This is a genomic window from Amycolatopsis sp. NPDC104863 (genome assembly GCF_055582965.1).
In genome coordinates this window covers 754,991-781,714 of the sequence record NZ_JBVJOW010000004.1, presented here as the reverse complement: position 1 = coordinate 781,714, position 26,724 = coordinate 754,991, and the positions used below count along the sequence as shown (strand labels likewise).

The following is a 26,724-nucleotide window of genomic DNA, read 5'->3' as shown; positions in this document are numbered from 1 at the left end:
GTTAGACAACTTGTCAACAGTGCGGTTCACCCACGCGGCGGCTGGCGGACCGCCGCCGTTCATGCAGAAGGCCCGTTTTTGCTTGTATGACAGCGTTTTTGTGGTTCCACGGGAAACCAAGCCGGGTCCGGCTGACACCGCTGTCCACCGATCGGTGGACAGCCGGATTCAGCTGGCCGTTGCTCCTCTCCGCGGCTCCGGGCGACCAAGCTTGAGCCATGACCACAGCAGTGAGCGTGCGCGGCCTGCGCAAGCAGTACCCCGGTCACCTCGCGGTGGCCGGGCTGGACCTGGACATCGCCCCGGGGGAGGTCTTCTCCCTGCTCGGCCCGAACGGCGCCGGGAAGACCACGACCGTCGAGATCCTCGAAGGCCACCGGCAGCGGACCGCCGGCGAGGTCACCGTCCTGGGTGAGGACCCCGGGAAGGCCGGGCGCGCGTGGCGCTCGCGCATCGGCATCGTCCTGCAGACGGCCAACGACGCCGCCGAGCTGAGCGTCGCCGAGACCGTCCGGCACTTCGCGAAGTACTACCCGGACCTGCGCGACCCCGACGAGGTGATCGAGAAGGTCGGGCTCACCGAGAAGGCGAAGGCCCGGGTCAAGTCGCTCTCCGGCGGCCAGCGGCGCCGCGTCGACGTCGCCCTCGGCATCATCGGCCGCCCCGAGCTGCTGTTCCTCGACGAGCCGACCACCGGCTTCGACCCCGAGGCGCGGCGGCACTTCTGGACGCTGATCAGCGAGCTCGCCGCCGAAGGCACCACCATCCTGCTGACCACCCACTACCTCGACGAGGCCGAAGCGCTCGCCGACCGCGTCGCGGTGATCGCGCGCGGCGAGATCGTCGCGCAGGACACCCCGCAGAAACTGGGCGGGCGGGCCGCCGCCGAGGCCACCGTGCGGTGGACCGACGACCGCGGCGACCACGTCGAGCGCACGTCGTACCCGACCAAGCTCGTCAACGAGCTCTCTGCTGGGGGTAGAGAGCTCGCCGGGCTGACCGTGACGCGGCCGAGCCTGGAAGACGTCTACCTGGACCTGATCGGAGACAAGGCATGACCACGCTGACGCTGCCGGGCACACTGTCACTGGGGCTGGCCCGCGGCGGCACCGAGCTGCGGCAGTTCTTCCGCCACAAGGAGCAGGTGGTCTTCACCTTCTCGCTACCCGCGGTCCTGATGATCCTGCTCGGGTCCATCCTGGACGGTCCGACCGCGCTCGCCGGCGTCACGTCCGGGCAGCTGCTGGCGGCCGGCATGATCGGCTCCGGCATCGTCTCGACGTCGTTCAACAGCATCGCGACCGGCGTCTCGGCCGACCGGGAAGCCGGCGCGCTCAAACGCCTTCGCGGCACGCCGATGCCCTCGGCGTCCTACTTCATCGGCAAGATGGTGCTGGTCGCGGTGTCCAGCCTGGCGCAGACCGTGCTGATGTCCGCCGTCGCCGTGCTGCTGTTCGGGCTGAAGCTGCCCACCGAGCCGGCGAAGTGGCTGACGCTGTTCTGGATCTTCCTGCTGGGGATCATTTCGTGCACGCTGCTCGGGATCGCGCTCAGCTCGGTCGGGAAGTCCTCCACCGGCACGGTCGCCGTGGTGCAGATGGTGTACCTGGTGCTGCAGTTCATCTCCGGCGTGTTCGTCAGCCCGATCACGAACCTGCCGAAGATCATGGTGGACATCGCGTCGTTCTTCCCGCTGAAGTGGATCTGCCAGGGCTTCCGGTCGGTGTTCCTGCCGGACGGCGCGGTCGGAATGGAGATGGCTGGGTCATGGGAACTCCCGCGGGTGGCGTTGGTGCTGGGGATCTGGTGCGTGGTGGGCGCGGTGCTGGCGCGGCTGAGCTTCCGGTGGACCGACGCGAAGTGAGTGACGCCTGGGACCGGTTCAACTGGCTCTGGGAAATCCTCTTCGCGGTCGCCTACGCCGCCACGACGGCGTTGGTGATCCTCGACGAAACCGATCCGGTGCGGACGGTGGTCGCGGTCGGGGCGCTCACCGCACTGGCCCTCACCTACCTCGTGTGGGGCCGCCGGGTCGTGCGGGACGACGGGCACCCGGTACAGCGGTGGACGCTGGCCGTGCTCGTCGTCGTCCTGGTCGCGGTCGCGCTGCTGGCCAACACCACCGCCAGCTTCATCCTGTTCATGGTGTGCCCGCTGCTGTTCACGACGCTCACCTTCCGCCCGGCGGCGGTGCTCACCACGGTGGTGATCCTGATGTCGCCGGCGTCGTCGATCGTGAACGACGGGCTGCGGGGCCCGGTGCTGCACATCCTGCTGCCGATGACCGCGATCCTCATCGTGTTCGGGGTGCTGTCCGGCAAGTTCATCCTGCACGTCATCGAGGAGAGCCGGGCGCGGGCGGAGCTGATCGACGAGCTCGAGGCGAGCCGGGCAGAGGTGGCCCGGCTCTCGCGGGAGGCGGGCACGGCGGCCGAGCGCGAACGGCTGGCCCGCGAGATCCACGACACCCTGGCCCAGGGTTTCACCAGCATCGTCACCCTCGCGCAGGCCATCGAGTCCGAAGTGGACACCGACCCGGCGGCGGCGCGGCGGCACGCGGAGCTGGCCACCCGCACCGCGCGGGACAACCTCACCGAGGCCCGCGCGATGGTCGCCGCGCTGGCGCCGGCCGACCTCACGTCGGGGTCGCTCGTCGACGCCGTCCGCCGTCAGGCCGACCGGCTCGCCGACGAGACGGGGCTCGCGGTGCGGTACGAAGTGGACGAAGGACTGCCCACGCTGGCCATGGCGAGCGAAGTCGTGCTGCTGCGCGGCGCGCAGGAGGCGCTGAACAACGTCCGGCGGCACGCGTCCGCGGCCGAAGCGGCGGTCCGGTTGTCCCTTGTGGACGGTGCGGTGCGGCTGTCCGTCCGCGACGACGGCGTCGGCTTCGACCCGGACCGCACCGCCGGGTTCGGGCTGCGTGGCATGCGGTCCCGCGCCGAACAGGTCGGTGGCACACTGAGCGTCCGGAGTGGCCCCAGCGGCACCGAACTCACCTTGGAGGTGCCCGCTTGATCCGCATCATGCTCGTCGACGACCACCCCGTCGTCCGCGAAGGGCTGCGCGGCATGCTCGAAGCCGAGCCCGACCTCACGGTGGTCGGCGAAGCGGGTTCGGGGGACGAAGCCGTCGCGCTCGACCGCGTCGCCCGGCCCGACGTGGTGCTGATGGACCTGCGGATGCCCGGCCTGGACGGCGTCGGCGCTACCAAGCGGATCCTGCGCGAGCAGCCCGGCCGCCGGATCGTCGTGCTCACCACGTACGAGACGGACGCCGACATCCTGCGCGCGGTCGAGGCGGGCGCGTCGGGCTACCTGCTCAAGGACGCCTCCCGAACGGAGCTGGCGAACGCGATCCGCGCGGCCGCCCGCGGCGAGACGGTGCTCGCGCCGTCGGTGGCCGGGAAGCTGGTCAACCGGGTCCGCAACCCGGAGCCGCAGACGTTGTCGGCCCGCGAAGCCGAGGTGCTGCGGCTGGTCGCGACGGGCGGCACCAACGCGGACATCGGCCGGGCGCTGCACATCAGCGAGGCCACGGTGAAGACCCACCTGCTGCGCGTGTTCGGCAAGCTCGGCGTCTCGGACCGGACGGCCGCGGTGACCACCGCCATGGCCCGCAACCTCCTCGGCTGACCCCGGCGCTCGTCGTCCCGGTGGCTGCCGGGTCCGGCGCCGCGCGGCAGAATGCCCCCATGCTTGAGTCGACCGAACACGTCCTGCTCCGCCGGATCGCCCATGAGCAGGCGGCCTGTCGCGCGCCGTCGCTCGTCGCCGCCGTGGTGCGGGACGGGGAGATCGTCTGGTCCGGGGCCCGCGGGCGCGTCGGGGACTCCCGGCCCGGCACCGACACGCAGTACCGGCTGGGTTCGATCACCAAGACGCTCGTCGCCACCGCCGTCATGCGGCTGCGCGACGAAGGCCTGCTCGACCTCAACGACCCCCTCGAAAAGCACGTTCCCGGCACGCCCTTCGGCGCCGCGACCGTCGCCCAGCTGCTCTCCCACACCTCCGGCCTGACCTCGGAGTCACCCGGGCTCTGGTGGGAGCGGACGCCGGGCGCCGACTGGGACGCGCTCGCCGGCAGCCTCGCCGACGGCGCCACCAAGCACCGGCCGGGCGCGCGGTTCCACTACTCGAACGTGGGCTACGGCGTGCTCGGCGAGCTCGTCGCGCGCCACCGCGGCAAGGGCTGGCTCTCCGTGCTGGACGAGGAGATCCTCGGCCCGCTCGGGATGACCCGCACCACCCCGCACCCGGTCGGCGCGCACGCCGAGGGCTTCGCCGTGCACCCCTTCGCCGACGTCCTGCTGCCGGAGCCGCACCCGGACGCCGGCGCGATGGCCCCGGCCGGGCAGCTGTGGTCGACCGCCACCGACCTCGGGCGCTGGACGGCGTTCCTCGGCGGCCACGGCGGCGGGGTGCTCGCGCCGGAGACCATCGAGGAGATGCGGACGATGGTGACCGTCGACGACACCGACGTCTGGACGACCGGGTTCGGCCTCGGCCTGATGCTCGTGCGCTACCAGGGCCGGCGGCTGGCCGGGCACACCGGCTCGATGCCCGGGTTCCTCGCCGCGTCGATCATCGACCCGGTTGCGCAGACGGGGGCGCTGGTGCTCACCAACTCGACGTCCGGGGTCGGCATCACCCAGCTCTGCCTCGATCTGATCACCACAACCGACACCCTCGAGCCGCGCGTGCCCGCCGAGTGGGAGCCGTCCGCCGTCGACCCCGCGCTGCTCGCGCTGACCGGGCTCTGGCACTGGGGCCCGACGCCGTACCACCTGCGGATCCAGGGCGACGGCCTGCTCCAGCTGGCCCCGGCCGAGGGTCCCGGGCGCAGCTCCCGCTTCCAGGCGACGGGCGAAGACACCTACCTCGGTCTCGACGGCTACTACGCCGGCGAGACGCTCGTAGTCGGGCGAAACACCGAAGGCGTCGCGACGCACCTCGACCTCGCCACGTTCGTCTTCACACGCACGCCGTACGACCCGGCCGCGCCGGTGCCGGGCGGCGTCGAGAACTGGCACTGAGCCCGAGCCGGGCCCCGCTCACACCCCCAGAGTGAGGTGAGCGGGGCCCTCAGGTCAGTGCCGGGACGCCGGCGGCCTGGGCGACGGCGGCCCCGAGGCGGTTGCCCCCGGCCCAGTCGAAGAGGCCGAACTCGAGGTTCGCCTGGACGATGGGCGTCGATCCCGGCCGTCGACGAGACCGCCCCAGCCTGGACCCGCCGGGAGCGCGTTCCACAGCACCTCGGGCGGCGCCGCGAAGGCCAGCTGCACAGTCGTCACGACCGGGAACCTAGCGGCCGCCGGGCCCGCCGGTAACCGTGTTTTTACGGTCACGGCGGGTTCCGTCCGGACCGGTCCCACTGCGCGGAACAGCCGCTATTCCACATACCGGGCAGTTCCGCACCGCTTCGACCTGCCGCGTCCCGACCTGAGAGACTGGCGGCATGACCGACGCTGAGTTGACCATCCCCGCAGACCTCAAGCCGGCCGACGGCCGCTTCGGCTGCGGACCGTCGAAGGTCCGCGCCGAGCAGCTGAGCGCCCTGGCGGAGTCCGGCTCCACCTACCTCGGCACGTCGCACCGGCAGAAGCCGGTCAAGTCCCTCGTCGGGCGCGTCCGGGCCGGGCTGTCCGAGCTGTTCTCCCTCCCCGAGGGCTACGAGGTGATCCTCGGCAACGGCGGCACCACGGCGTTCTGGGACGCGGCCGCGTTCGGCCTGGTCCGCGAGCGCTCGCAGCACTTCACCTACGGCGAGTTCTCCTCGAAGTTCGCCTCCGTCACCAAGGGCGCGCCGTTCCTGGCCGACCCGATCGTCGTCAAGGCCGACGCCGGCAGCGCGCCGGACATCGCCTACGAAGCCGGCGCGGACCTGGTCGGCTGGGCGCACAACGAGACGTCGACCGGGGTCGCCGTGCCCGTCCGCCGCCCCGAGGGCAGTGACGGCGCACTGGTCGCGATCGACGCCACCTCCGGCGCCGGCGGCCTGCCGGTCAAGGCCGAGGACTTCGACGTCTACTACTTCGCGCCGCAGAAGTCGTTCGCCGCGGATGGCGGCCTGTGGATCGCGCTGGCCTCGCCCGCCGCGGTCGAGCGGATCGGTGAGATCGGCGGCGGCGACCGCTGGATCCCCGAGTTCCTCTCGCTGACCACCGCGCTGGACAACTCCCGCAAGGACCAGACGTACAACACCCCGGCCGTCGCGACGCTCTTCCTGCTCGCCGAGCAGATCGAGTGGATGAACGGCCAGGGCGGCCTCGAGTGGACGACCTCGCGCACGAAGGACTCGTCGTCGCGGCTGTACGAGTGGGCCGAGAAGACGAGCTACACCACGCCGTTCGTGAAGGACCCGGAGCTGCGCTCGCAGGTCGTCGGCACGGTGGACTTCAGCGACGACGTCGACGCCGCCGCGGTGGCGAAGGTGCTGCGCGCCAACGGGATCGTCGACACCGAGCCGTACCGCAAGCTGGGCCGCAACCAGCTGCGCGTCGGCCTGTTCCCGGCCATCGACCCGGACGACATCTCGAAGCTCACGCAGAGCATCGAGTACGTCGTCGAGCGGCTCAGCTGACCTGAGGCTCCTTCGAGGGGACCTTCGCCGCTTCGGTGGCGGAGGTCCCCTTTTCCGTGCTCAGGCGACGGGCGCCGAACGCGGCCAGGACCAGCAGCGCGAGGCCGAACAGCTCGTAGGACTCCGTCGCCAGCCACCAGCCGGCCGACGGCGCCGGGCGCGGCGCGAACCACATCGGGCCCCAGATGAACAGCGCGAGCCCGGCGACGACCACCGCGGTCGCCGTCCACCGGATCGCCCGGCCGAAGCGCCACGCGTACCACCCGGCGAGGACGAGGATCGGCACGCACCACGTCCAGTGGTGGGTCCACGAGATCGGCGAGACCAGCAACCCGCCGAGCGCGCAGGCGGTGAGCCCGAGCACCGGCTCGGCACGCGCGACGACCACCGCGACCAGGGCCATCACCACCAGCGCAGCCAGCACCCAGGCGAACTCCGGCCAGCCGGCGCGCACGGTCAGACCGTGTAGCGACTGGTTGCCGACGTAGTCGACACCGCCGATCCGCCCCGCGTCGAAAACGAGCTTCGTCCAGTAGGTGAAGGACGCCGACGGCCGGACCAGCCACAGCAGCGCGCCCGCGGCCAGGAACCCCACGACGACCCGCGCGGCCGACTTGAAGTCGCGGCGGAACAGGAAGTACACGACAAAAACGGCGGGCGTCAGCTTGATCGCCGCGGCGACGCCGATGAGCAGGCCCTTCGTCCGCCGCCGCTCCCCGGGCAGCAGGACGTCGAGCACCACCAGGACCATGAGCAGCGCGTTGATCTGGCCGAAGCCGAGCGTCGAACGGACCGGCTCGAGCAAGGCCCCGGCGAGCTGCGCGCCGATGGCGACCAGCGCGGCCACCGCGCGGCCACGGACCTTCGACGCATCGGTCAGCGAGCCGTTGAGCGTCGCGACGTAGAGGTAGGCGACCACGCCGGTCGCGAGGATCGACGCGATGCTGACCAGCTTCATCGTCGCCGCGAACGGCAGCAGCGTGCCGGGCAGGAACACCGCGGCGGCGAACGGCGTGTAGGTGAACGGCAGCAGGATCTGGTGCGTGGTCGGCACCCAGGCCTCGTACGGCGAGCCCTGCTCGGCCAGCGCCTTCGCGCCGCCCAGGTAGACCTCCAGGTCGAGGCCGTCGAACCGCTTCAGCAGGAGGACCAGCACGACGGCCGCGATCTCGAGGACGGCCAGCGACCATGCGAGCTTCCGCCCCGACAGCACCACGCGTCCCCCTCAGCCAGGTCTTCGACCGGCCGAGATTACCGGGCGCGCGGCGGCCCTCTCCCACCGGCAACCGCACTGACCTGGCGTTCACCGCCGCCCCGGGGCGACGAGGCGTCACCCCGGGACGTCGGTCAGGCGAGGGCCTGGGTGGGGGCGAGCCGCGCCGCGCGCACCGCCGGGTAGGCCCCGGCGACCGCCCCGACCAGCGCCGCGACGCCGACACCGCCGGCCAGCGCGCCCCACGGCAGCACCGCCGGCCAGCCCTGGCTCAGCGCGTACCCCGCCGTCACCAGCACCCCGGCCAGCACCCCGGCGAGCCCACCGAGCCCCGACAGCAGCACCGACTCGGCCAGGAACTGCCCGCGGACCTGCCGTTTGGTGGCCCCGAGCGCGCGGCGCAGGCCGATCTCACGACGTCGTTCGAGCACCGAAATCACCATCGTGTTCGCCACCCCGACCCCGCCGACGAGCAGCGCGACCCCGCCGAGGCCGAGGAACAGCGCGCTGTAGGTCGTGTCCGTCAGCTTCTGCGCGGCGAGCGCGTCCGACGGGCGGCGCACCTCGACCTCGTTCGGCGCCTGCGGGCTCAGCGTCGCGGCCAGCACCGACCGCACACCGTCCACTTGGGACTCTTCGGCGCGGACGTACACGGTGGACGGGTGGCCGTCGAAGCCGAGCAGCCGCTTCGCGACGTCCCAGCCGACCAGCGCCGACCGCTCGACCTCCGGCGCGAGCGGCATCGGGGAGAGGATCCCGACGACGGTGAACCACTGCGTCCCGATCAGCACCTGCGGTGGCCGCGCCGGGTCGACGCGGTCGATGCCGAGCCGGGCCGCCGCCTGCGAACCGAGCACCGTCACCGGGTAGTCCTGGTTCCCCGCCGCCAGGAACGACCCGACCCGGACCTTCCCGCCGAGCACGCCCAGCAGGTCCGGCCGCGCGGCGAACACCGCGAGCCCGGAGGTGTCGTCCACCGCGATCTTGTCGCTGCGGCGGACGTTCGCCGACGTGTTCCCGGTGCCGCTGGCCGCCTGCACCGGGCCGATGCGCTGGGCCATCGGGATGGCGTCGTCGGGCAGGGTCGCGTCCTTGCCGAACAGCGTCTGGCCCGGCCCGGCGGTGAGCAGGTTGGTGCCGAGCGCGGCCAGCCGGTCGTGCAGGGCCTGCGCGCCGGACGCCGGGATCGCCAGCACCGCGACCATCGCCGCGACGCCGATCGCGATGCCCAGCGCGGAAAGCACCGCGCGCACCGGCCGCGTGCGCATGCCGTGGGCGCCGAGCGCGACGACGTCCGGCGGCTTGAGCCGGGCCGGCTCCGGGAGCGTCACCATGGTCATCGCGCACCCACCAGACCGGTGTCGAGCCGCAGGTGCCCGTCGAGCAGCTCGATCCGCCGCGGCATGCCCGCGGCGATCTCCCGGTCGTGGGTGATCACGACGATCGTGGTGCCGTCGGCGGACAGCTCGCCGAGCAGCCCGAGCACGGACGCGCCGGTCCCGGTGTCGAGGTTGCCGGTCGGCTCGTCGGCCAGCAGGATCGCCGGGTTGTTGACGACCGCCCGCGCGATCGCGACGCGCTGGCGTTCCCCGCCGGACAGCTCGCCCGGCCGGTGCCACGCCCGGTGCCCGAGCCCGACGCGGTCGAGCGCGGCCAGCGCCCGCCCGCGCCGCCGTCGCCGCGGCACCCCCGCGTAGAGCAGGCCGGTGCAGACGTTGTCCACCGCGCTCATCCCTTCGTCGAGGAAGAACTGCTGGAACACGAACCCGATCCAGCGCGAGCGCAACGCGGAGACCTTGCGGTCCGACAGCGCGGCGACGTCGTGGCCGTGCAGCTCGACCCGGCCCGACGACGGCCGGTCGAGCGTCCCCATCAGGTGCAGCAGGGTCGACTTCCCCGACCCGGACGGCCCGACGATCGCGACCATTTCGCCGTCCTCCAGCGAAAGCGAGACGCCGTCGAGCGCGGCGACCCCGCCGGGGTAGGTGCGCGTGACCTCGTGGACGCGCAGCACGGGCGTCACGACGTCGTCACCACCCTCATGCCTTCGGTCAGCCCGGCGCCGGTGACCTCGACCTTCCCGCCGCTGAACAGTCCCGTTTGGACACCGATCAGCCGGCGCTGCCCGTTTTCGTCGACCTCGACGGCGTAACCGCCTTCGGCGAGCGCGAGCAGCGCGCCGACCGGGACCGCGAGCACCCCGGAGTGGACGCTCTTGGTGAACCGGACGGTTGCCGGGGCCGAGTCGAGCGAGCCGGCGACGGCCGGGTCGTCGAGCCGGACGGTCACGGTGATCTTGGGCTTGCCGTCGTCCTGGCCCGCCGCGTCCTTGCCCTCGACGGCGGTCCGCCCGACGTCGGTGATCGTGCCCTGCGTCGTCTTCCCGTTGATCGTCACCGACGCCTTCGCGCCCTGCTGCGCGAGATCCTGCTTCGCCGCGTCGAGCTTCACCTGCACCGAGCGGACGGTGCCGGTCGTCTTGAGGACGTCACCCTGGGCCGGCGCGCCGAGCTTGGCCGACAGCGCGGACACCCGGACCTCGCCGGCCGCGAGCACGACGTCACCCTGGCCGAACGCGCCGGTCTGCTCCAGCCCGAGCGACTTCTGCCACTTCTTCAGCGCCGACGCCGTCGCCGACGTGAACTTCTTGTCCGGCGTGCCGAAGCCGCCGAACCCGCACGCCTTGAGGTTCTCCTCCAGCTGCTTGACGTCGGCGCCGTCGGCCGCGCCCGCCGCGAGGTCGCGGTAGAACGGCAGGGTGCCGTAGAACAGCGGCACCGGCTTGGCGTCGACTCCGTACACCGGCTGGCAGCGGGTGAGGGTGGCGCCGGCGGCGGGCAGCGACGTGATCGTGCCGGGCTTGCGGCCCTGGACGCCGTCCTCGTCGCCGTACCCGAGCGTGCCGTCGGCCTCCTCCTCCTCGCTCAGGTCGGTCTTGGCCACCTCCGCCGTCTCGACGGACGGCGGCGCGGCCTCCTTGACGGGGGTCGCGCTCGAAACCCGCGTCAGGATCACGACGGAGCTGGTGCCCAGCACCACGACGATCACCGCGGCGGCGACGAACCAGCGCGTCCGGCCACGACGGCGGGGCTTCAGGTGGGTCACTTCGCTCATTGGTCCGCCCCGCGGGCGCTGATGCTCGCGCCCATCCCGCAGGCCTTCGCGGCGGCTTCGAACTTCTTCGGGTCGTCGCCCGGCCCGCCGAGCCGCGTCGCGCCCTTGCCGCTCGGGTCGGGGTCGGGCATGTCGATGCCGTGCTCGCGCATGCACTTGGCGTCCTTGCGCATCTTGTCGAGCTCCTCGGCGCTCGGCGGCTTCATCTCGCCGCCGTTGGGCATAAGGTGCTTGCACGCCTTCTGCGCGGCCTCGATCTTCCCCATGTCGGCGCCGTCGCCGCCGAGGGTGACCGCCATCCCGCCGCCCTCACCGGCCGGCTTCGGGTCGGGCATGTCGACGCCGTGCTCCCGCATGCACTTGGCGAAGTCGCGCATCTTGTCCTCGTCGCTCTTGCCGCTGTTGTCCGCGGCCGTGGGGCCGCCCGGCTTCGGCGGCGTCGAGATCGACGCGACCTTCGACCCGTCGTCGCCCTTCGCGCCGCAGCCCCCGAGCAGCAGGGCCGCCCCGAGCGCCGCGACGACGATCCGTGTCCGCATGGCTCGCTCCTTTCTCCTTCGGTTGGGTGCCAGGTCTACGGATCGGGGGATTCGGGCGCGCTAAGCGACGTCGCTTATGCGGTCCTTATGGCCCTCCTGCGCAGACTGGGCGGGTGCGGGTGCTGGTGGTGGAGGACGAACGGCTGCTGGCCGACTCGGTCGCGGAGGGGCTGCGGCGGTTCGCCATGGCCGTCGACGTCTGTTACGACGGCGAGCAGGCCCTCGAACGCGTGGGGGTACACGGCTACGACGTCGTGGTCCTGGACCGCGACCTGCCGAAGGTGCACGGTGACGACGTCTGTGCCGCCGTGGTCCGGGCGGGCGGCGAGGCGCGGGTGCTGATGCTGACCGCGGCCGCCGACGTCACCGAGCGGGTGGCCGGCCTGGGCGCCGGCGCCGACGACTACCTGACGAAGCCGTTCGCCTTCGCCGAGCTGGTCGCCCGGGTGCAGGCGCTGTCGCGGCGCGCGCGGCCCGCGTTGCCCCCGGTGCTGGAGCGCGACGGCGTCGTGCTCGACCTGCCGCGCCACCAGGCCGCCCGTGACGGCCGGTTCCTGCTGCTCTCGCCGAAGGAGTTCGCCGTGCTCGAGGTGCTCATGCGGGCGGAGGGCGCGGTCGTCAGCGCCGAGGCCCTGCTGGAAAAGGCGTGGGACGAGCACGCGGACCCGTTCACCAACGCGGTGCGCGTCGCGGTGATGACCCTGCGGCGCAAGCTCGGCGACCCGCCGGTGATCGAGACCGTGCCCGGCGCCGGCTACCGGTTCGGCGCCCGGTGAACGGCATTTCGGTCCGCGCGAAGCTCACCGCCTGGTACGGCGGGCTGTTCCTGCTGGCCGGGCTGGTCCTGGTCGTCATCAACTACCTGCTGGTGCAGAGCACGCTGCCGGACCCGGCCCGGGTCGCCTCCTCGACGATCGGCACGGCCGACCTGACCTACGGCGTCCCGGCCGACACGGTGGGCTCCCAGGGTGTCGCGGTGCGGCTGCTCAGCGGTTCACTGGCGGACTACCGCTCCTCGACGCTGTCCTCGCTGGTGGTGGGCTCGGCGATCGCGCTGGTCGTGACGGCGGCGCTGGCGGTGCTGTTCGGCTGGCTGATGGCGGGCCGCGCGCTGCGGCCGCTGCACGACATCACCTCGGCCGCGCGGCGGCTGGAGGCGGGCAAGCTCGACCGGCGGATCAACCTCGAAGGCCCGCCCGACGAGCTGAAGGAGCTCGCCGACACTTTCGACGGCATGCTCGACCGGCTCGCGGAGTCGTTCGACAGCCAGAAGCGGTTCGTCGCGAACGCGTCCCACGAGCTGCGGACGCCGCTGGCGGTGCAGCGGACGCTGATCGAGGTCGCGATGGCCGACCCGGAAGTGGCGCCCGAGCTGCGGAAGCTCGGCACGCACCTGCTGCACACCAACGAGCGCAGCGAACGGATGATCGAGGGCCTGCTGGTCCTCGCCCGCAGCGACCGGGGACTGACCGCGCGCACCCCGGTCCGGCTCGACGAGGTGGTGGCGTCGGTCGTGCGGGCGACGTCCGCGCAGGCCGAGTCGGCCGGGGTGAAGGTGGAGACCCGCCTGCGGCCGCGGGTGGTCGCGGGCGACCCGGTGCTGCTGGAGCGGCTGGTGACGAACCTGGTGGTCAACGCGATCACGTACAACGCCGCGGGCGGCTGGGTGTACGTCGAGGTCCGCGGGGATCCGGCCCTGGAGGTGCGCAACTCCGGGCCGGTGGTGCCGCCCGAAGCCGTGCCGACGCTGTTCGAGCCGTTCCGCCGGGTGGGGTCGGAGCGGACCGGGGACACGCGCAACGCGGGGCTGGGGCTGTCGATCGTCCGGTCGGTGGCCCAGGCCCACGGCGGGTACGCGGACGCCCAGCCCGGCCGGCGCGGCGGCCTCACCGTGGTCGTCCGGCTGCCGCCGGCGTGATCCACTCGATCGTGACTGACCGTGTCCGGCGTGTCACCCGGCGGCCGCCGACCTGGGTGATCCATGATGCGGACGTCGCTAAGTGAACAGTGGGCAGTTCGGTGCGGACTCGGCGCGCCTCGCACGTCAAGCCGACGCGCCGTTCTAACGTGGGCACCCACAACGGTGAAGCATCGGGGAAGGCGAACAATGCGCGCGCTTCGGGTAGTCGGGTTGCACGAGGACGGTAAGTCCATCGTGTGCGAAGACTCGGCGAGCGGTACGCGCTTCCTCCTCCCGGCCGATGAAAGACTGCGCGCGGCGGCGCGGGGTGACCTCACCCGCCTCGGCCAGATCGAAATCGAGTTGGAGAGCCAGATGCGGCCACGCGAGATCCAGGCGCGAATCCGTGCCGGCGAGTCAGTCCAGCAAGTCGCGGCGGGCGCCGGGATTTCGGAGCAGCGCGTCGAGCGGTACGCCTACCCCGTCCTGCTCGAGCGGTCCCGGACCGCCGAGCTCGCCCAGAGCGCCCACCCCGTCCGCGAGGACGGCCCCGACGTGCAGACGCTCGGCGAGGTCGTCGCGTACGGCTTCGGCGTCCGCGGGCACGACTACTCGAAGGCCGCCTGGGACGCCTGGAAGGGCGACGACGGCCGCTGGGTCGTCGTGCTGCAGTGGAAGGCCGGGCGCTCGGACAACCGCGCGCACTGGGCGTTCGCACCCGGCGCGCACGGCGGCACGGTCGTGGCGCTCGACGAGAACGCCGAGGTCCTGCTCGACCCGAACGCCTACCGCGCCCCCCGCACGGTCCGCGCCCTCGACCCGGCCCGCGACGCGGAGTTCCAGCCGACGCTGGACTCCGTCACGCCGGAACGCGCCGAGCTGCCGGCCGCCGAGCCGGACCCGGACGACGACACGCGCGAGATCCCGCGTGTCCCGGCCGACCCGGAGGACGACACCGCGGCTAACGACGAGCCGCGGCCGAAGGCCAAGAAGAATCACCCGATCGTGCCGTCCTGGGAGGACGTGCTCCTCGGGGTCCGCTCGCAGCGCGGTTAGTCCACCAGCGCCGCGAGTGTCTTCGGCGCGACCAGCCGGTAGGCCTCGCGCACGATCCGGTCGATTTCAGCCCAGTCGACGTCGACGTCCAGCCGCACGCCCAGCCAGCCACGATGCCCGACATAGGCCGGCCGGAAGAACCGCCCCGGCTCGGTGCGCACGAGTTCCTCTTGCGCCCCGGGGCGGAGCGGGACACCAGAAGGCGAGCCGGCCATCACCGTGGTGGTCGTCGGCGAACATGACGAAGGTCTTCTTGCCGCGCACGAACCAGGCGGGCGAGCCGTGACTGAGGCGCTCGGTCGCTTCCGGCAGGGCCAGGCACACCTTCCGCAACGCGTCGAGCTGCTTCATCCCGCCAGGTTACGACCTGCGTCCGACGCCGTCTGCTGAACAGGCGCCGCGGTGAGCTGAAGTTCCGGTTGTTCTCCCGTGGCATCCGGACAGTGGGGGCTCGACCCGGCACCTCTGGGTCGGTCGGGCCACTGGTTCTGCTCGTCGCCAGACTGCCGATGCTCGGCGGCGGGTCGTCGTCTGGAGGTCATCGCACCCGCTAAAGCGCGATGACCAGCACCCCGATCCAAGCGATGACCACACCGCCCGCCGCCCCGTAAGCGGCCCAGCGCAAAATCGGCGTCCGGCGGACCAGCCACAACGACGGCGCGATCCCGGCCGTCACGACCACCGACGCCACCAGCGCCAGCCAGCCGCTGGTCTCGCGGGCCAACGTCGAGGCCAGCGCCAGCATGGCGACCACGACCACCGCCGCGATGAACGCCGAGACCGTCAGCCCGGTCAGCCACGGCGTCGGCTCCCCCGGCTCGCCCGGCGGGCCGAGCAGCGAGCGGACCAGGCGCTGGCCGGGTTCGGTGGGCCGCGGCGGGGGCTCGACCACCGTGTCGGCGCCGGTGACCGGGTCGACGAACCGGACCGTCGTGCCCATCACCGAGGCCAGCCGGCCGGCCAGCTGGCGGCCGCGTTGGGAGACGACCGCGCCCGCCTCGGCGCCGGAGTCGACCGACACCGCGGCCGCCACGCGCGCCCACTCGTGCAGGGCCTGCGCCAGGTCGGCGCCGATCGCGAGCTTGTGCGGGTCCACCTCACGGGCGTGTTCCCCGCCGGGGCCGGCCAGCACGGCGCGCTCACCGCGGATCCGCAGCTCCATGGGGTCCTTTCGCGCCGCTCGACCAGTCCCGAGACCAGAACCTTAGTCGGCGTCCGCCAGTTCGTAGAAGGCCACGGCGGCGGCCGTGGCGATGTTGAGGGAGTCGACTCCCGCCGGCATGGGTATCCGGACCGCGTGATCAGCCGCCGCCAGCGCCGCCTCGGTCAGTCCGGGGCCTTCGGCGCCGAACAGCAGCGCGACCCGTCCGGGCGCGTGCTTCCGCAGCTCGCGCAGCGGAACCGAGCCCGGCCGAGGGGTGAACGCCGCGACCGAAAAGCCGTGCGCCCGCAGCTCGTCCAGGCCGCCGGGCCAGTCCGTCAGGTGCCCGAACGGCACCCGCAGCACGTGACCCATCGACACGCGCACGCTGCGCCGGTACAGCGGGTCGGAACAGCCCGGGCCGAGCAGCACCCCGCCGACGCCGAGCGCGGCCGCGTTGCGGAAGAGCGCGCCGAGGTTTTCGTGGTCTCCCACGCCTTCCAGCACGGCGATCGTGCGCGCTTCGGCCACGACGTCGGAAACCGTGAGCGGCGCGGGCCGGCCGGCGACGGCGAGGATCCCGCGGTTGAGGTGGAAGCCGACCACGTCGGCCATCGTCTCCGCGGAAGTGACGTACTGGGGCACATCCGTCCCGTCGAGATCGCCGGCCAGCTCGGCGAACCGCCGTTCGACGCCCAGCAGCGCCCGCACCGGGTACCGGGACGCCAGCAGCCGGGACACCACGACGGTGCCCTCCGCGATGACGAGTCCCTTGCCGCCCGGGCGGTCCGGGCGGCGGTCCGCTGTGGACAGGTCGCGGAAGTCGTCGACGCGCGGGTCGCCGGAGTCGTCGATGTGGATCACGCCCATCCGCCCAGTCTGTCATCCGCCCACCGGGTGCCCGACTGGTCCGAACGTCGATCCCGGAGTGGTACGAACGGGTCTATTTTGCTGTCGGTTAACCCCTCGTGACGGAGAGCACCAGTTTGGCCGCTAGCCCGGTTGCAACGGCTGTGAAACGGTTGTCCGCCAGGACTTGAAACACGTCCTAGTTCCACACCGACACAAAGCAGGGATGGTCATGGGGATGGACCTCGCGGCTCAACCGTTCAACACGCTCGACCGCGGACGGTACCGCCGCAAGGTGCAGCGTTGTCTCGACACGTTGGCCCGCATGCTCACGGACGGCAGTTTTTCGTTCCCCCGCAAGAACATCGGCCTCGAGGTCGAGCTGAACCTGGTCGACCGCGAGATGCGCCCGTCGATGACGAACGCCGCGGTGCTGGAGGCGCTCGACGACCCGTCGTTCACCACGGAGCTGGGCCAGCACAACCTCGAGCTGAACGTGCCGCCGCGGCCGCTGGCCGGCGATTCGGCCCTCCAGCTGGAAGACGACCTCCGCGCGTACCTGGCGACGGCGTCGGCGAAGGCGCGCGACACGGGATCGGCGCTGGCGATGATCGGCATCCTGCCGACGTTGAAGCACGAGCACTTCGACCAGAAGTGGCTCACCAACAAGACCCGGTACTCGACGCTGAACGACCAGATCTTCGCCGCGCGCGGCGAGCGCACGGTGCTGGCCATGGAAGGCGCGCCGCTGTCGGGCCAGCAGCCCGAGCGGTTGCGCAGCTACGCCGAGTCGATCCTGCCGGAAGCCGCGTGCACCAGCGTGCAGCTGCACCTCCAGGTCGCGCCGGAGGAGTTCGCGGCGCACTGGAACGCGGCGCAGTGCCTGGCCGGGCTGCAGATCGCGCTCGCGTCGAACTCGCCGTTCCTGCTGGGCAAGGCGTTGTGGCACGAGACGCGCATCCCGCTGTTCCTGCAGGCGACCGACACCCGGCCGGAAGAGCTCAAGAACCAGGGTGTGCGGCCGCGGGTCTGGTTCGGCGAGCGGTGGATCACGTCCATCTTCGACCTGTTCGAAGAGAACGTCCGCTACTTCCCCGGTCTGCTCCCGGAAACCGACGCCGAAGACCCGATCGAAGCGCTCGACGCGGGGCAGGCGCCGAAGCTCACCGAGCTGCGCATGCACAACGGCACCATCTGGCGCTGGAACCGGCCGGTGTACGACGTCGTCGACGGCCTGCCGCACCTGCGCATCGAGAACCGCGTGCTGCCGGCCGGGCCGACGGTTGTCGACACGGTGGCGAACGCGGCGTTCTTCTACGGCGCCCAGCGCGCGCTCGCCGAGGCGGAACGCCCGGTGTGGAGCCAGATGTCCTTCCAGGCCGCGGAGGAGAACCTCTACGCCGGCGCGCGCCGCGGTTTCGAAGCGCAGCTGTACTGGCCCGGCATCGGCTGGATCCCGCCGGACGAGCTGGCGCTGCGCGTCCTGCTGCCGCTCGCCCACGAGGGGCTGCGCCGCTCCGACGTCTCCGACGAGGCCCGTGAGCGCTACCTGGGCATCATCGAGCGCCGGTGCCTCGCCCGGAAGACCGGGGCGACCTGGCAGCGCGACTACGTCGTGCGCGCACAGGAACGCGGCCTCGACCGCGAGGCGGCGCTCACCCGGATGCTGGCGCGCTACCTGGAGCTGTCGGAGTCCGGTGAGCCGGTGCACACCTGGCCGCTCGACGACTGAGCGCTAGCCTGGGCCGATGCCGAAGATTCTCGGTGAGTCGCTGGAAGCGCACCGGCGCGAGGTCCGGGCGCGGGTCTTCGACGTCATGCGCGCGCAGCTCTACGAACGCGGCTTCGACGCGATCACGCTCGCCGGGGTCGCCGCGGCGGCCGGCGTGGGCCGCACCGCGCTGTACAACCACTTCCCGGACAAGGAAAGCCTGCTGGTCGCCTTCGTCGAGGACGAGGCCGCCCGGTACGTCACGCGGCTGACCGAGGCCGTCGAGGCGCAGGCCGACCCGGTGGACCAGCTGGCCACCTTCGTCCGGCTGCAGCTGCGCGTGCTGGCCGAGTACCACATGCCGCCCGGCGCGGCGCTCGCGTCGGCGCTGGCGCCCGCGGCGTACCGCCGGATCAGCGCGCACGCCGACCCGATCACCGACCGGCTGCGCGCGATCCTCGCGGGCGGCGTCGACCTGGGGCGCTGGCCCGCGGCCGACCCGGACGTCCTGATCCCGATGATCACGGCGGCGCTGGGCAACCGGACGCTGGTCGACGGGCCCGCCGAGCAGCTGGAAGACGTCGTCGAGGCGGCGGTCCGGTTTGTGCTCCGAGCGGTCGGAGCCGCCATTTAGGGTAGCCTAACCCGGAAATATGCCCTACGATCTTTCTGACAGCGTGTCAGATCGATCGCCGGGAGGCTGCCCCATGTCGGTGACCACGGATGCTCGCCCGTTCTCGGCGACCCTGCGCGCGTCGACGCTCGAGGTGCACGAGAAGGCGAACTACTCGACGTACATGCGCGCCCTGCTCGGCGGCGAGCTGACGCAGGAGGGCTACACCCAGCTCGCGATCCAGTACTACTTCGTCTACGGCGCGATCGAGGCCGCGAGCGACCGCATGGCCGGCCACCCGGTCGGCGGCGAGTTCGTCTTCGACGAGCTGCGGCGGCTGCCCAACCTGGAGCGCGACCTCGCGCACCTGGTCGGCCCGGACTGGCGTTCGACGATCTCCCCTCTGGCCTCGACGCAGGCGTACGTCGCGCGAATCGGCGAAGCGTCTTCGTGGGCGGGCGGGTACGTCGCGCACCACTACACGCGCTACCTCGGCGACATCGCCGGTGGCCAGGCGATCCGGCGGCTGCTGGAGAAGAAGTACGACGTCGCCGAGTCCGGCACGCTCTTCTACCACTTCGAGGGCATCGGCAGCGCGCCCCGCTTCCGCGACCAGTACCGCGCGAAGCTGGACAACGCGCCGTGGGACGAGGCCGAGCGCGCCCGCGTCATCGACGAGACGCTGGTGGCGTTCGAGTGCAACGTCGCGGTGTTCGAGGAGCTCGCTTCGCGGCTGGACGAGTACCGCGCCTGAATGATCGTCGTCACAGCTCGTTGACCTCCAGTTAGGTCCAGGTAGCAGGCTCGGTTTCGGGTGGCGGACCCCCGGGTACGCCACTGTCGAGCCCCGGTCGTCCCACGCAGTGACGGCCACGCGCCCCCGCTCGCCGCGAGCGGGCGTGTGCTACTAGGTTCGATACCGGAAACTTGTGTCGAAGACAGAAGGAGGGCCAATGGCCCGCTACGAGCTCCCCGATCTCGACTACGACTACAGCGCCCTCGCGCCCCACATCTCCGGCGAGATCAACGAGCTGCACCACAGCAAGCACCACGCGACCTACGTCAAGGGCGCGAACGACACGCTCGACAAGATCGCCGAAGCGCGCGACGCCGGCGACTTCGGTTCGATCGTCGGCCTGGAGACCACCCTGGCCTTCAACCTGGCCGGCCACGCCAACCACGTCGTGTGGTGGAAGATCCTGTCGCCGGAAGGCGGCGACAAGCCGACCGGCGAGCTGGCCGCGGCGATCGACGAGGCCTTCGGCTCCTTCGACAAGTTCAAGGCGCAGTTCACCGCCGTGTCGACGACGATCCAGGGCAACGGCTGGGGCGCGCTCTCCTGGGACCCGATCGGCAAGACGCTGATCACCCAGCAGCTGCGCGACCACCACAACAACCTGATCCTGCCGACCGTGCCGATCCTGCTGGTCGACGTCTGGGAGCACGCGTTCTACCTGGACTACAAGAACGTGAAGCCGGACTACGTCAAGGCTCTCTGGAACATCTTCAACTGGGCGGAGATCTCCAAGCGCTTCGACAACGCCGTCGCCGGTGGCAACGGCCTGCTGCTCGGCTGAGTTTCTCCCTCGGCAACGGGGTCCTTCCACCCGGAAGGGCCCCGTTTTTCGTCGGCGGGTGAAATCGCTTGACCTCGAGTGCGGTCGAGGTGTGAGAGTGGCGGCATGGACGTTGACGCGTATCTGGCCCGCCTGGGGGTCGCGTGGCCCGCGACGGCCGACCTGACGACCTTGCGCCATCTGCAGGAACGCCACCTCACCACGGTGCCGTTCGAGAACCTGAGCATCCACCTCGGCGAGCCCGTCGAACTCGGCGAAGAGGCGTTGTTCGACAAGATCGTCCACCGGCGTCGCGGTGGATTCTGTTACGAGCTGAACGGCCTGTTCGCGGCGCTGCTGCGCGAGCTCGGCTACGACGCCTCGCTGCACGCGGCGCAGGTGTTCCGGCCGGACGGGACGCTCGGCCCCCCGCTGGACCACGCGGCGATCATCGTGTCCCTGGATGAGCCCTGGCTGGTCGACGTCGGCTTCGGCCGGTTCTCCCGCCACCCGCTGCGACTGTCCGGCGTGGACGGCCAGTCCGATCCGGACGGTGAGTTCCTGCTCCTGGACGCGCCGCACGGCGACGTGGACGTCGTCATGGACGGCAAGCCCCAGTACCGCCTCGAGCGCCGGCCGCGGCCGCTGTCCGACTTCGTCCCGATGGCCTGGTGGCAGGCGACGTCCCCGGAGTCCCACTTCACGAAGTCGCTGACGTGCTCGCGGCCGACGTCCCAGGGCCGGGTGACGCTGTCGGGCAGCAAGCTGATCGAGACGGTCGACGGCGTCCGGCACGAAATCACGCTGACGGGTGAAGCCGCGATCCGCACGGCGTACCGCGTCTACTTCGGCCTCCCGCTGACGCGGCTGCCCACTCCGCCGGGTGAGAGCCCCTTGACGAGCGGATCGCTCAGCCCGACACTTCCCGTGCAATGAACGAAGCCCCGGCCTGGGGTTCCCAGGGCCGGGGCTCCGTCCGTTCCCGAACTGACTGCCGCTCCCACCACGAAGCGGACATGTATGAGGTTAGCCTAACCTCATCTCCCGGGCAAGAGGCTCCTTGCGGAGACCCCGATCTCACCCGTTCGTGTGGCCTCAGGTGTGCGAAAACGCCGGATTCTGTCGGTGCGTGCCGATACGGTCACAGCGTGAACACCAGGGGGAAGTACAAGGACCACACTGTGTTGATCGCGGTGACGACGGCTGCCGCGGTCAGCTTGCTGGGCACTGCGGCCTGGTTCCTGACCCGTGATCCACCGGCGGAACCACCACGAGCACTGCCGTTCTCGTGGCCGTCGGCGAACGGTGAGGCGATCCGCCCGGTCCCGATGCCGACCGGGGAAATGGCCGCGGCGCTGCCGGCCGGAAGCCGGGGTCAGGTGCTGTGCAACGCCGTCCCGGAAGAAACTTGGCGCAGGGTGCTGGGCGGCCCGGTCCTCCGCGAAGTGTCGGGCACCTCGTGCCACGTGGTCACCGCCGAGCTGGAGGTCACCGCGAGCACCTACGACCGGCCTCCGGTCGACGGCGTCGAACCGGCCCCGGTCACCGTGGCCGGGCGCCAAGGGAAGGTGGCGAAGAGCCCGACCCGGCCCGCCATCGACGCCGTGCTGACTGTCCGGCTCGCCGACACCGGTGACCCGTGGGCGGCGCCCGAACTCCAGCTCCGCGTCGCGAACCAGGTCGGCGTCCACGCCGAGCGCGACTTCCGTGGGATGGCGGAGGAGCTCGGCACCACGATGGTCCGCGCGATCACCACGCCGGGGCCGGCACTGCCGAGTCAGGAGGAGCAGGCGCACCCACCCGAGATGACCCCGATCACCGGTACCGGCATCGCCGACACCGCCTACCCCCTGATCATGCGGCAGCTCTGCACCCAGCTGGCCCGGGCGCTGGGCCTCGGTCCCGACGCCGTCGAGCCGAAATGGCCTGGCACCTGTGAGCACAACACGGACGGCGCCGAGGTCGAGCTCTCGTACAACCCGGCCAGCTCGACCCGGGCTTTCGGCGATCGCTTCGCGGGCCGGCCGGCGGACGTGAGCGAGCCAGGCGGGGTCATCGAGGTCCAGCTCGTCGACGGTTCCGCGCAGACCCTCGTCATCCGGAGGTACGACTTCGAACGAACCCTGCCGGGGATCCGCGACCTGGCCGAGAAGGTGGTGCCTCCGCTGCTCGGTCGCTAGACCTTCGCCCGCTTCAACACCCGAAGCCCGAACCCGCGCTGCACCGGCCAGGAAACCCCGCCCCGCCGGATCAAAACCACCGCGCACACCACCGCGGCCAGCGCCGAAACCGCCCCGCCGATGTAGAAGGGAGACCGTCCGCCGAACGCCTGCGCCATCCAGCCGACCATCGGCCCGCCGATCGGGTTGCCGCCGATCAGCACCAGCACGTACAGGCCCATCACGCGGCCGCGCATCTCGGGGCTGACCGAGGTCTGCACCAGCGCGTTCGCGGTGTTGAGGAACGTCATCGTGGCGAAGCCGAGCGGGATCAGGCCGAGACCGAACGTCAGGTACGTCGGCATGAACGCCGTGAGCAGCTCGAACACGCCGAGGAAGAACGCCGAGATCAACATCAGCCGCACCCTCGGCCGGCCCTTCGTCCCGCGGCGGGCCGACATGATCGCGCCGGTGAAGGTGCCGACCGCGACCAGCGTCGACAGCAGCCCGTAGCCGTCGGCGGCGGTGTGGAACACGTTCGCCGCGACGATCGGGAGCGAGCTGAAGTACGTGATGCCGAACGTGCTGACGAACAGCACCAGCACCATCACCGTCATCAGGTCGGAGCGCCGCCGGACGTACCGCAGGCCCTCGACCAGCTGGCCCTTCTCGCGCGGCACCGCCGCGACGCGGAAGAGCTTGTCCGGGTTCATCAGGATCAGCCCGGTGATCACGGCGACCGTGCTGGCGGCGTTCGCGATGAACAGCCAGCCGGTGCCGATCCAGGTGATCGCGAACCCGGCGATGGCCGGGCCGACGATGCGCGCCATGTTGAAGATCGACGAGTTGAGCGCGACGGCGTTGGCGACCTGGTCGCGGCCCACCATCTCGGCGACGAACGACTGGCGCGTCGGCACTTCGAGCGCCGCGGTGACGCCGAGCGTGAAGCACAGGACGTAGACCTGCCACAGCTCGACGAACCCGCTCAGGTCGAGCACCCCCAGCACCACGGCCTGGGAACACGCCGCGGCCTGGATCCAGGTCAGCAGCCGGCGCTTGTCGACACGGTCGGCGAGCACGCCGGCCCACAGCGAGAGGAACAGCGTCGGCGTGAACTGCAGCGCGACGGCGACACCGAGGGCGATCGGGTTGTTGCCGCTGAGGGTGAACACCAGCCAGTCCTGGGCGATGCGCTGCATCCAGGTGCCGATGTTCGAGATGACCTGGCCGGTGAAGAACAGCCGGTAGTTGCGGACCCGCAGCGACGCGAACATGCTGCCGCGCTTCGGAGGAGATGGTGGCGAGGCGGACGGCGGTGGGGCCGTGTCCCGGGTAGCAGTGGTCTCGATGGAACGTTTGGTTTCGCTACCCGTGGCCGTCACCGTGGTTAGTTCCCCGCCATCCTGTCTATGATTTCGGCGGCTTTCGAGAGCACTTCGCGCTCTTCGTCGCCGAGTTCCGCCAATTGCCGGTCCAGCCAGGCCTCTCGCACGGAGATGGCCTTGCGCACGTACGCCAGCCCGCTTTCGGACAGCTCGACGATGGCCTGCCGGCCATCGGTCGGGTGCGGGCGCCGCTCGACGAACTTCATCTCCTCGAGCGCGGCGATCACCCTCGTCATCGAAGGTGGCTGGACGCCTTCCTTCGCGGCGAGCTGACCCGGGGTCAGCGGACCGCACTTGTGCAGGGTGGACAGCGCGGCGACCTGCGTCAGCGTGAGGTCGTCCCCGACGCGCTGTGCCCGCAGCCGGCGGTTGAGCCGGACCACCGCGAGACGCAGACGGCTCGCCAAGGAGCGTTCGTGCGTGTCGCCGGACATATAGTTAGCATACCTTACGAAACTTCCACCGCACGGGTGATCTCCGTCAACCGCAACCCGGAAGAGGGCCGCGCGTCCTCACCAGGGGGACGCACCTGGGGAGTCGGATGAACAAGAAGCTGGTGGGCTCGGCCGTGGTCGGCGCGGCGGTCCTGGTGATCGTGGCGGCGCAGTTCTTCCGCGGTGAAGACGCTCCGGCGGCCGCCCCACCACCGCCGTTGCCGTCGATGCCGACGACCACCACGCTCCCGTACCAGGAGACGAAGGAGATCTACGACTTCCCGGCCCAGCCCGGCAGCGAGACCGGCGGCTTCGACTTCGAAATCCCGGTCCCGACCGGCTGGGCCGCCACGCACGACAAGGACCGCGCGACCTACCGCAGCGGCGAGCTCGTCCTGGAGACCGACCGCGTGCCGATCACGCAGGAGGACGCGCTCAGCGCCCTGCAGGCCATCGCGAAAGCGAGCCCCCACCCCGGCACCGTCGCGAAGCACGCCGATGTCGCCTACGACGAAGCCGCCGAATGGGACTACTCCTACGTCCGCGACGGCGTGCTCCGGCAGGTGAACCTCGTCGGCGTCGGTGTCGGCGACGTGCTGATCACCATCCGCTACGAGGCTCCCCAACCGGAGTTCCTCAGCCACCTGAACGTCCTGGCGGACGCCCTCGAGGTCAGCGGCGCGGGCTGATCAGCGGAACGCCGCCTGGATCGGCCCGACGGCGAAGTAGGCGACGAACGCCAGCGCGATCACCCACATCAGCGGGTGCACCTGGCGCGCCTTGCCGGTGGCCGCGCGGATCACGACGTAGCTGACGAAGCCCGCGCCGATGCCGTTGGCGATCGAGTACGTGAACGGCATGACGACGATCGTCAGGAACGCGGGCAGCGCGATCGAGTAGTCGGTGAAGTCGATGTCGCGCACCTGCGCCATCAGCATCGCGCCGACCACGACCAGCGCGGGCGCGGCCGCCTCGACCGGCACGACCTGGTACAGCGGCGTGAGGAACATCGCGGCGATGAACAGCACGCCGGTGACGACGTTCGCCAGGCCGGTCCGCGCGCCCTCGGCGATGCCGGACGCGGACTCGACGAACACCGTGTTCGAGCTGGCCGAGCCGAAACCACCGGCCGCGCCGGCGAGGCCCTCGACGAACAGTGCCTTGCCGACGTTGGGCAGCTGGCCGTCCTTCGGCAGCAGGTCGGCCTCCTTCGCGAGGCCGGTCATGGTGCCCATCGCGTCGAAGAAGTCGGCCAGGACCAGCGTGAACACCAGCAGGCAGACGGTGATGATCGGCAGCCGCGTCCAGGCGCCGAACGAGACGTCGCCCACCAGGGACAGGTTCGGCAGGCCGACGACCTGGTCCGGCAGCGCCGGGTAGCCGAGGTTCCAGCCCTTCGGGTTCGTGCCCTGCGACGGCCCGGCCTTGACGATCGCCTCCACGACGATGGCCAGCACGGTCGAGGACAGCACGCCGATCAGGATCGCGCCCTTGACCTTGCGCACCACCAGGATGCCGGTGACCAGCAGGCCGACGACGAACACCGCGGTCGGCCAGGAGGCGATCGAGCCGTTGATGCCGAGGCCCACCGGGACGGTGGTGTGCGCGTCGTCCGGCAGCCGGCGGACGAACCCGGCGTCGACCAGCCCGATCAGGCAGATGAAGACGCCGATGCCGACCGCGATCGCCGACTTCAGCGACGCGGGCACGGCCCGGAACACCGCGGTGCGGAAGCCGGTGAGCACGAGCAGCACGATGATGACGCCCTCGATGACCACCAGGCCCATCGCCTCGGGCCAGGTCATCTGCGGGGCGATGGTGACCGCGACCAGGCTGTTGATGCCCAGGCCGGTGGCGATGGCGAACGGGTAGTTCGCGACCAGGCCCATCAGGATGGTCATGACACCGGCGACGAGCGCCGTGACCGCCGCCACCTGCGGAACCGGCAGGATGCCGCCGAGGAGGTCCTTGTGCGCGCCCGCGTCGTCAGCGGCGAAGCTGCCGATGATCAGCGGGTTCAGCACCACGATGTAGGCCATCGTGACGAAGGTGACCAGGCCGCCGCGCAGCTCGCGCGGGACGGTCGAACCCCGTTCGGTGATCTTGAAGAACCGGTCCAGTGTGGACGTCCCGGTGCGGGTCGTCTCCTGCTCCGCCATTCGCCTGCCCATTCTCTCGCTGCTGCGGAGTACCCTGCACCTCGTGAGTGATCCGAGCAATCCACCGGAGGTTACGGGCTCGTTGCGGCACACGCCGGAGCTGCCCAAGCGGCTGACCGACCTGACGCCGGTGGTGATCGTAGGCACCTCGATCTGGACTGTCGCGCTGGTGGTGCTCTTCTTCACGACTTCGGGGCTGTGGGTGCAGACGGCGCTGTCCGGGTTCGTGCTCGGGTTCATCGGCCTGGCGATCATCGCCTGGCAGCGCGCGGCCGCTCGGCGGGGCTCGAAGTCGGCTCAGCGGCTCTGACCG

General features: G+C 71.2%; 28 protein-coding genes and 1 pseudogene. 17 read left to right on the top strand and 12 right to left on the bottom strand.

What is annotated here, in order from left to right:
* The first annotated feature begins 218 nt into the window (after nucleotides 1-218).
* The 5 genes from ACZ63J_RS25345 to ACZ63J_RS25325 are packed head-to-tail and all read left to right on the top strand — an operon-like array spanning nucleotide 219 to nucleotide 5,035.
* Complete coding sequence (locus ACZ63J_RS25345) at nucleotides 219-1,058, top strand: ABC transporter ATP-binding protein (RefSeq protein WP_465400261.1); 840 nt, start codon at nucleotides 219-221, stop codon at nucleotides 1,056-1,058.
* Complete coding sequence (locus ACZ63J_RS25340; protein WP_465400262.1) at nucleotides 1,055-1,864, top strand: ABC transporter permease; 810 nt, start codon at nucleotides 1,055-1,057, stop codon at nucleotides 1,862-1,864. Before ACZ63J_RS25345 ends, ACZ63J_RS25340 begins: the two co-directional genes overlap by 4 nt.
* Nucleotides 1,861-3,018, top strand: coding sequence for a sensor histidine kinase (locus tag ACZ63J_RS25335; protein WP_465400263.1), 1,158 nt, complete (start codon nucleotides 1,861-1,863; stop codon nucleotides 3,016-3,018). The genes ACZ63J_RS25340 and ACZ63J_RS25335 overlap by 4 nt, the downstream gene beginning before the upstream one ends.
* On the top strand, nucleotides 3,015-3,635 hold the full coding sequence (locus ACZ63J_RS25330) for a response regulator transcription factor (RefSeq protein WP_465400264.1): 621 nt from the start codon (nucleotides 3,015-3,017) through the stop codon (nucleotides 3,633-3,635). Before ACZ63J_RS25335 ends, ACZ63J_RS25330 begins: the two co-directional genes overlap by 4 nt.
* Before the next feature lie 59 nt (nucleotides 3,636-3,694).
* The gene (locus ACZ63J_RS25325) at nucleotides 3,695-5,035 is read left to right on the top strand and encodes a serine hydrolase domain-containing protein (RefSeq protein WP_465400265.1); all 1,341 of its coding nucleotides are present in this window, start codon (nucleotides 3,695-3,697) and stop codon (nucleotides 5,033-5,035) included.
* Nucleotides 5,036-5,084: 49 nt separating this feature from the next.
* Here the strand turns inward: ACZ63J_RS25325 and ACZ63J_RS25320 are convergent, their stop codons facing one another.
* On the bottom strand, nucleotides 5,085-5,249 hold the full coding sequence (locus ACZ63J_RS25320) for a hypothetical protein (RefSeq protein WP_465400266.1): 165 nt from the start codon (nucleotides 5,247-5,249) through the stop codon (nucleotides 5,085-5,087).
* A gap of 208 nt (nucleotides 5,250-5,457) precedes the next feature.
* On the opposite strand from ACZ63J_RS25320, the gene serC reads away from it, so the two are divergent.
* A complete protein-coding gene (serC, locus tag ACZ63J_RS25315; protein ID WP_465400267.1) occupies nucleotides 5,458-6,582 on the top strand; it encodes a phosphoserine transaminase in 1,125 nt (374 codons plus the stop codon).
* Here serC and ACZ63J_RS25310 read toward each other — a convergent pair.
* From ACZ63J_RS25310 to ACZ63J_RS25290, 5 genes are all read right to left on the bottom strand, one after another.
* Complete coding sequence (locus ACZ63J_RS25310) at nucleotides 6,575-7,798, bottom strand: glycosyltransferase 87 family protein (protein ID WP_465400268.1); 1,224 nt, start codon at nucleotides 7,796-7,798, stop codon at nucleotides 6,575-6,577. The genes serC and ACZ63J_RS25310 overlap by 8 nt on opposite strands.
* Nucleotides 7,799-7,929: 131 nt before the next feature.
* Nucleotides 7,930-9,135, bottom strand: a complete 1,206-nt coding sequence (locus ACZ63J_RS25305) for an ABC transporter permease (RefSeq protein ID WP_465400269.1) — start codon at nucleotides 9,133-9,135, stop codon at nucleotides 7,930-7,932.
* Nucleotides 9,132-9,818 carry an ABC transporter ATP-binding protein gene (locus tag ACZ63J_RS25300; protein ID WP_465341249.1) on the bottom strand — a complete coding sequence of 229 codons (687 nt, stop codon included), beginning with the start codon at nucleotides 9,816-9,818 and terminating at the stop codon, nucleotides 9,132-9,134. The genes ACZ63J_RS25305 and ACZ63J_RS25300 overlap by 4 nt, the downstream gene beginning before the upstream one ends.
* Entirely contained in the window at nucleotides 9,815-10,909 is a 1,095-nt protein-coding gene (locus tag ACZ63J_RS25295) for a peptidoglycan-binding protein (RefSeq protein ID WP_465400270.1), read from the bottom strand. The genes ACZ63J_RS25300 and ACZ63J_RS25295 overlap by 4 nt, the downstream gene beginning before the upstream one ends.
* Nucleotides 10,906-11,448: a hypothetical protein gene (locus ACZ63J_RS25290; protein WP_465400271.1), complete on the bottom strand. Its 543-nt coding sequence runs from the start codon at nucleotides 11,446-11,448 to the stop codon at nucleotides 10,906-10,908. The genes ACZ63J_RS25295 and ACZ63J_RS25290 overlap by 4 nt, the downstream gene beginning before the upstream one ends.
* A 113-nt stretch (nucleotides 11,449-11,561) precedes the next feature.
* Here ACZ63J_RS25290 and ACZ63J_RS25285 point away from each other — a divergent pair, with 113 nt between their 5' ends.
* The 3 genes from ACZ63J_RS25285 to sepH all read left to right on the top strand — a co-directional run bounded on the left by ACZ63J_RS25285 (nucleotide 11,562) and on the right by sepH (nucleotide 14,404).
* Entirely contained in the window at nucleotides 11,562-12,224 is a 663-nt protein-coding gene (locus tag ACZ63J_RS25285; protein WP_465301936.1) for a response regulator transcription factor, read from the top strand.
* Nucleotides 12,221-13,366, top strand: a complete 1,146-nt coding sequence (locus ACZ63J_RS25280) for a sensor histidine kinase (protein ID WP_465400272.1) — start codon at nucleotides 12,221-12,223, stop codon at nucleotides 13,364-13,366. Before ACZ63J_RS25285 ends, ACZ63J_RS25280 begins: the two co-directional genes overlap by 4 nt.
* A gap of 189 nt (nucleotides 13,367-13,555) precedes the next feature.
* Entirely contained in the window at nucleotides 13,556-14,404 is an 849-nt protein-coding gene (gene sepH / locus ACZ63J_RS25275; RefSeq protein WP_465400273.1) for a septation protein SepH, read from the top strand.
* Here the strand turns inward: sepH and ACZ63J_RS25270 are convergent.
* The 3 genes and pseudogenes from ACZ63J_RS25270 to ACZ63J_RS25260 form a co-directional block, all read right to left on the bottom strand.
* Nucleotides 14,401-14,755, bottom strand: a pseudogene (locus tag ACZ63J_RS25270) (MmcQ/YjbR family DNA-binding protein). The gene sepH and the pseudogene ACZ63J_RS25270 sit on opposite strands and share 4 nt — an antisense overlap.
* A gap of 199 nt (nucleotides 14,756-14,954) precedes the next feature.
* Nucleotides 14,955-15,566: a DUF2537 domain-containing protein gene (locus ACZ63J_RS25265; protein WP_465400274.1), complete on the bottom strand. Its 612-nt coding sequence runs from the start codon at nucleotides 15,564-15,566 to the stop codon at nucleotides 14,955-14,957.
* Nucleotides 15,567-15,608: 42 nt separating this feature from the next.
* Nucleotides 15,609-16,415: a TrmH family RNA methyltransferase gene (locus ACZ63J_RS25260; RefSeq protein WP_465400275.1), complete on the bottom strand. Its 807-nt coding sequence runs from the start codon at nucleotides 16,413-16,415 to the stop codon at nucleotides 15,609-15,611.
* A gap of 211 nt (nucleotides 16,416-16,626) precedes the next feature.
* Here ACZ63J_RS25260 and ACZ63J_RS25255 point away from each other — a divergent pair, with 211 nt between their 5' ends.
* The 6 genes from ACZ63J_RS25255 to ACZ63J_RS25230 all read left to right on the top strand — a co-directional run bounded on the left by ACZ63J_RS25255 (nucleotide 16,627) and on the right by ACZ63J_RS25230 (nucleotide 22,454).
* The gene (locus ACZ63J_RS25255; protein ID WP_465400276.1) at nucleotides 16,627-18,126 is read left to right on the top strand and encodes a glutamate-cysteine ligase family protein; all 1,500 of its coding nucleotides are present in this window, start codon (nucleotides 16,627-16,629) and stop codon (nucleotides 18,124-18,126) included.
* 16 nt (nucleotides 18,127-18,142) lie between these two features.
* A complete protein-coding gene (locus tag ACZ63J_RS25250) occupies nucleotides 18,143-18,739 on the top strand; it encodes a TetR/AcrR family transcriptional regulator (protein ID WP_465400277.1) in 597 nt (198 codons plus the stop codon).
* A 73-nt stretch (nucleotides 18,740-18,812) separates the two neighbouring features.
* Entirely contained in the window at nucleotides 18,813-19,472 is a 660-nt protein-coding gene (locus ACZ63J_RS25245; RefSeq protein WP_465400278.1) for a biliverdin-producing heme oxygenase, read from the top strand.
* A gap of 199 nt (nucleotides 19,473-19,671) precedes the next feature.
* Nucleotides 19,672-20,295, top strand: coding sequence for a superoxide dismutase (locus tag ACZ63J_RS25240; RefSeq protein ID WP_103355325.1), 624 nt, complete (start codon nucleotides 19,672-19,674; stop codon nucleotides 20,293-20,295).
* Between the two features lie 105 nt (nucleotides 20,296-20,400).
* A complete protein-coding gene (locus tag ACZ63J_RS25235) occupies nucleotides 20,401-21,210 on the top strand; it encodes an arylamine N-acetyltransferase family protein (protein WP_465400279.1) in 810 nt (269 codons plus the stop codon).
* A gap of 212 nt (nucleotides 21,211-21,422) precedes the next feature.
* Nucleotides 21,423-22,454, top strand: a complete 1,032-nt coding sequence (locus ACZ63J_RS25230; protein WP_465400280.1) for a hypothetical protein — start codon at nucleotides 21,423-21,425, stop codon at nucleotides 22,452-22,454.
* Here ACZ63J_RS25230 and ACZ63J_RS25225 read toward each other — a convergent pair.
* On the bottom strand, nucleotides 22,451-23,707 hold the full coding sequence (locus ACZ63J_RS25225) for an MFS transporter (RefSeq protein WP_465400281.1): 1,257 nt from the start codon (nucleotides 23,705-23,707) through the stop codon (nucleotides 22,451-22,453). The two genes, ACZ63J_RS25230 and ACZ63J_RS25225, sit on opposite strands and share 4 nt — an antisense overlap.
* A gap of 113 nt (nucleotides 23,708-23,820) precedes the next feature.
* Nucleotides 23,821-24,252, bottom strand: a complete 432-nt coding sequence (locus tag ACZ63J_RS25220) for a MarR family winged helix-turn-helix transcriptional regulator (RefSeq protein WP_465400282.1) — start codon at nucleotides 24,250-24,252, stop codon at nucleotides 23,821-23,823.
* Nucleotides 24,253-24,359: 107 nt separating this feature from the next.
* Here ACZ63J_RS25220 and ACZ63J_RS25215 point away from each other — a divergent pair, with 107 nt between their 5' ends.
* Complete coding sequence (locus ACZ63J_RS25215; protein WP_465400283.1) at nucleotides 24,360-24,941, top strand: hypothetical protein; 582 nt, start codon at nucleotides 24,360-24,362, stop codon at nucleotides 24,939-24,941.
* Here the strand turns inward: ACZ63J_RS25215 and ACZ63J_RS25210 are convergent, their stop codons facing one another.
* The gene (locus tag ACZ63J_RS25210; RefSeq protein WP_465400352.1) at nucleotides 24,942-26,411 is read right to left on the bottom strand and encodes an NCS2 family permease; all 1,470 of its coding nucleotides are present in this window, start codon (nucleotides 26,409-26,411) and stop codon (nucleotides 24,942-24,944) included.
* Between the two features lie 82 nt (nucleotides 26,412-26,493).
* Here ACZ63J_RS25210 and ACZ63J_RS25205 point away from each other — a divergent pair, with 82 nt between their 5' ends.
* Nucleotides 26,494-26,721, top strand: coding sequence for a DUF2530 domain-containing protein (locus ACZ63J_RS25205; RefSeq protein WP_465400353.1), 228 nt, complete (start codon nucleotides 26,494-26,496; stop codon nucleotides 26,719-26,721).
* Nucleotides 26,722-26,724: the final 3 nt, after the last annotated feature.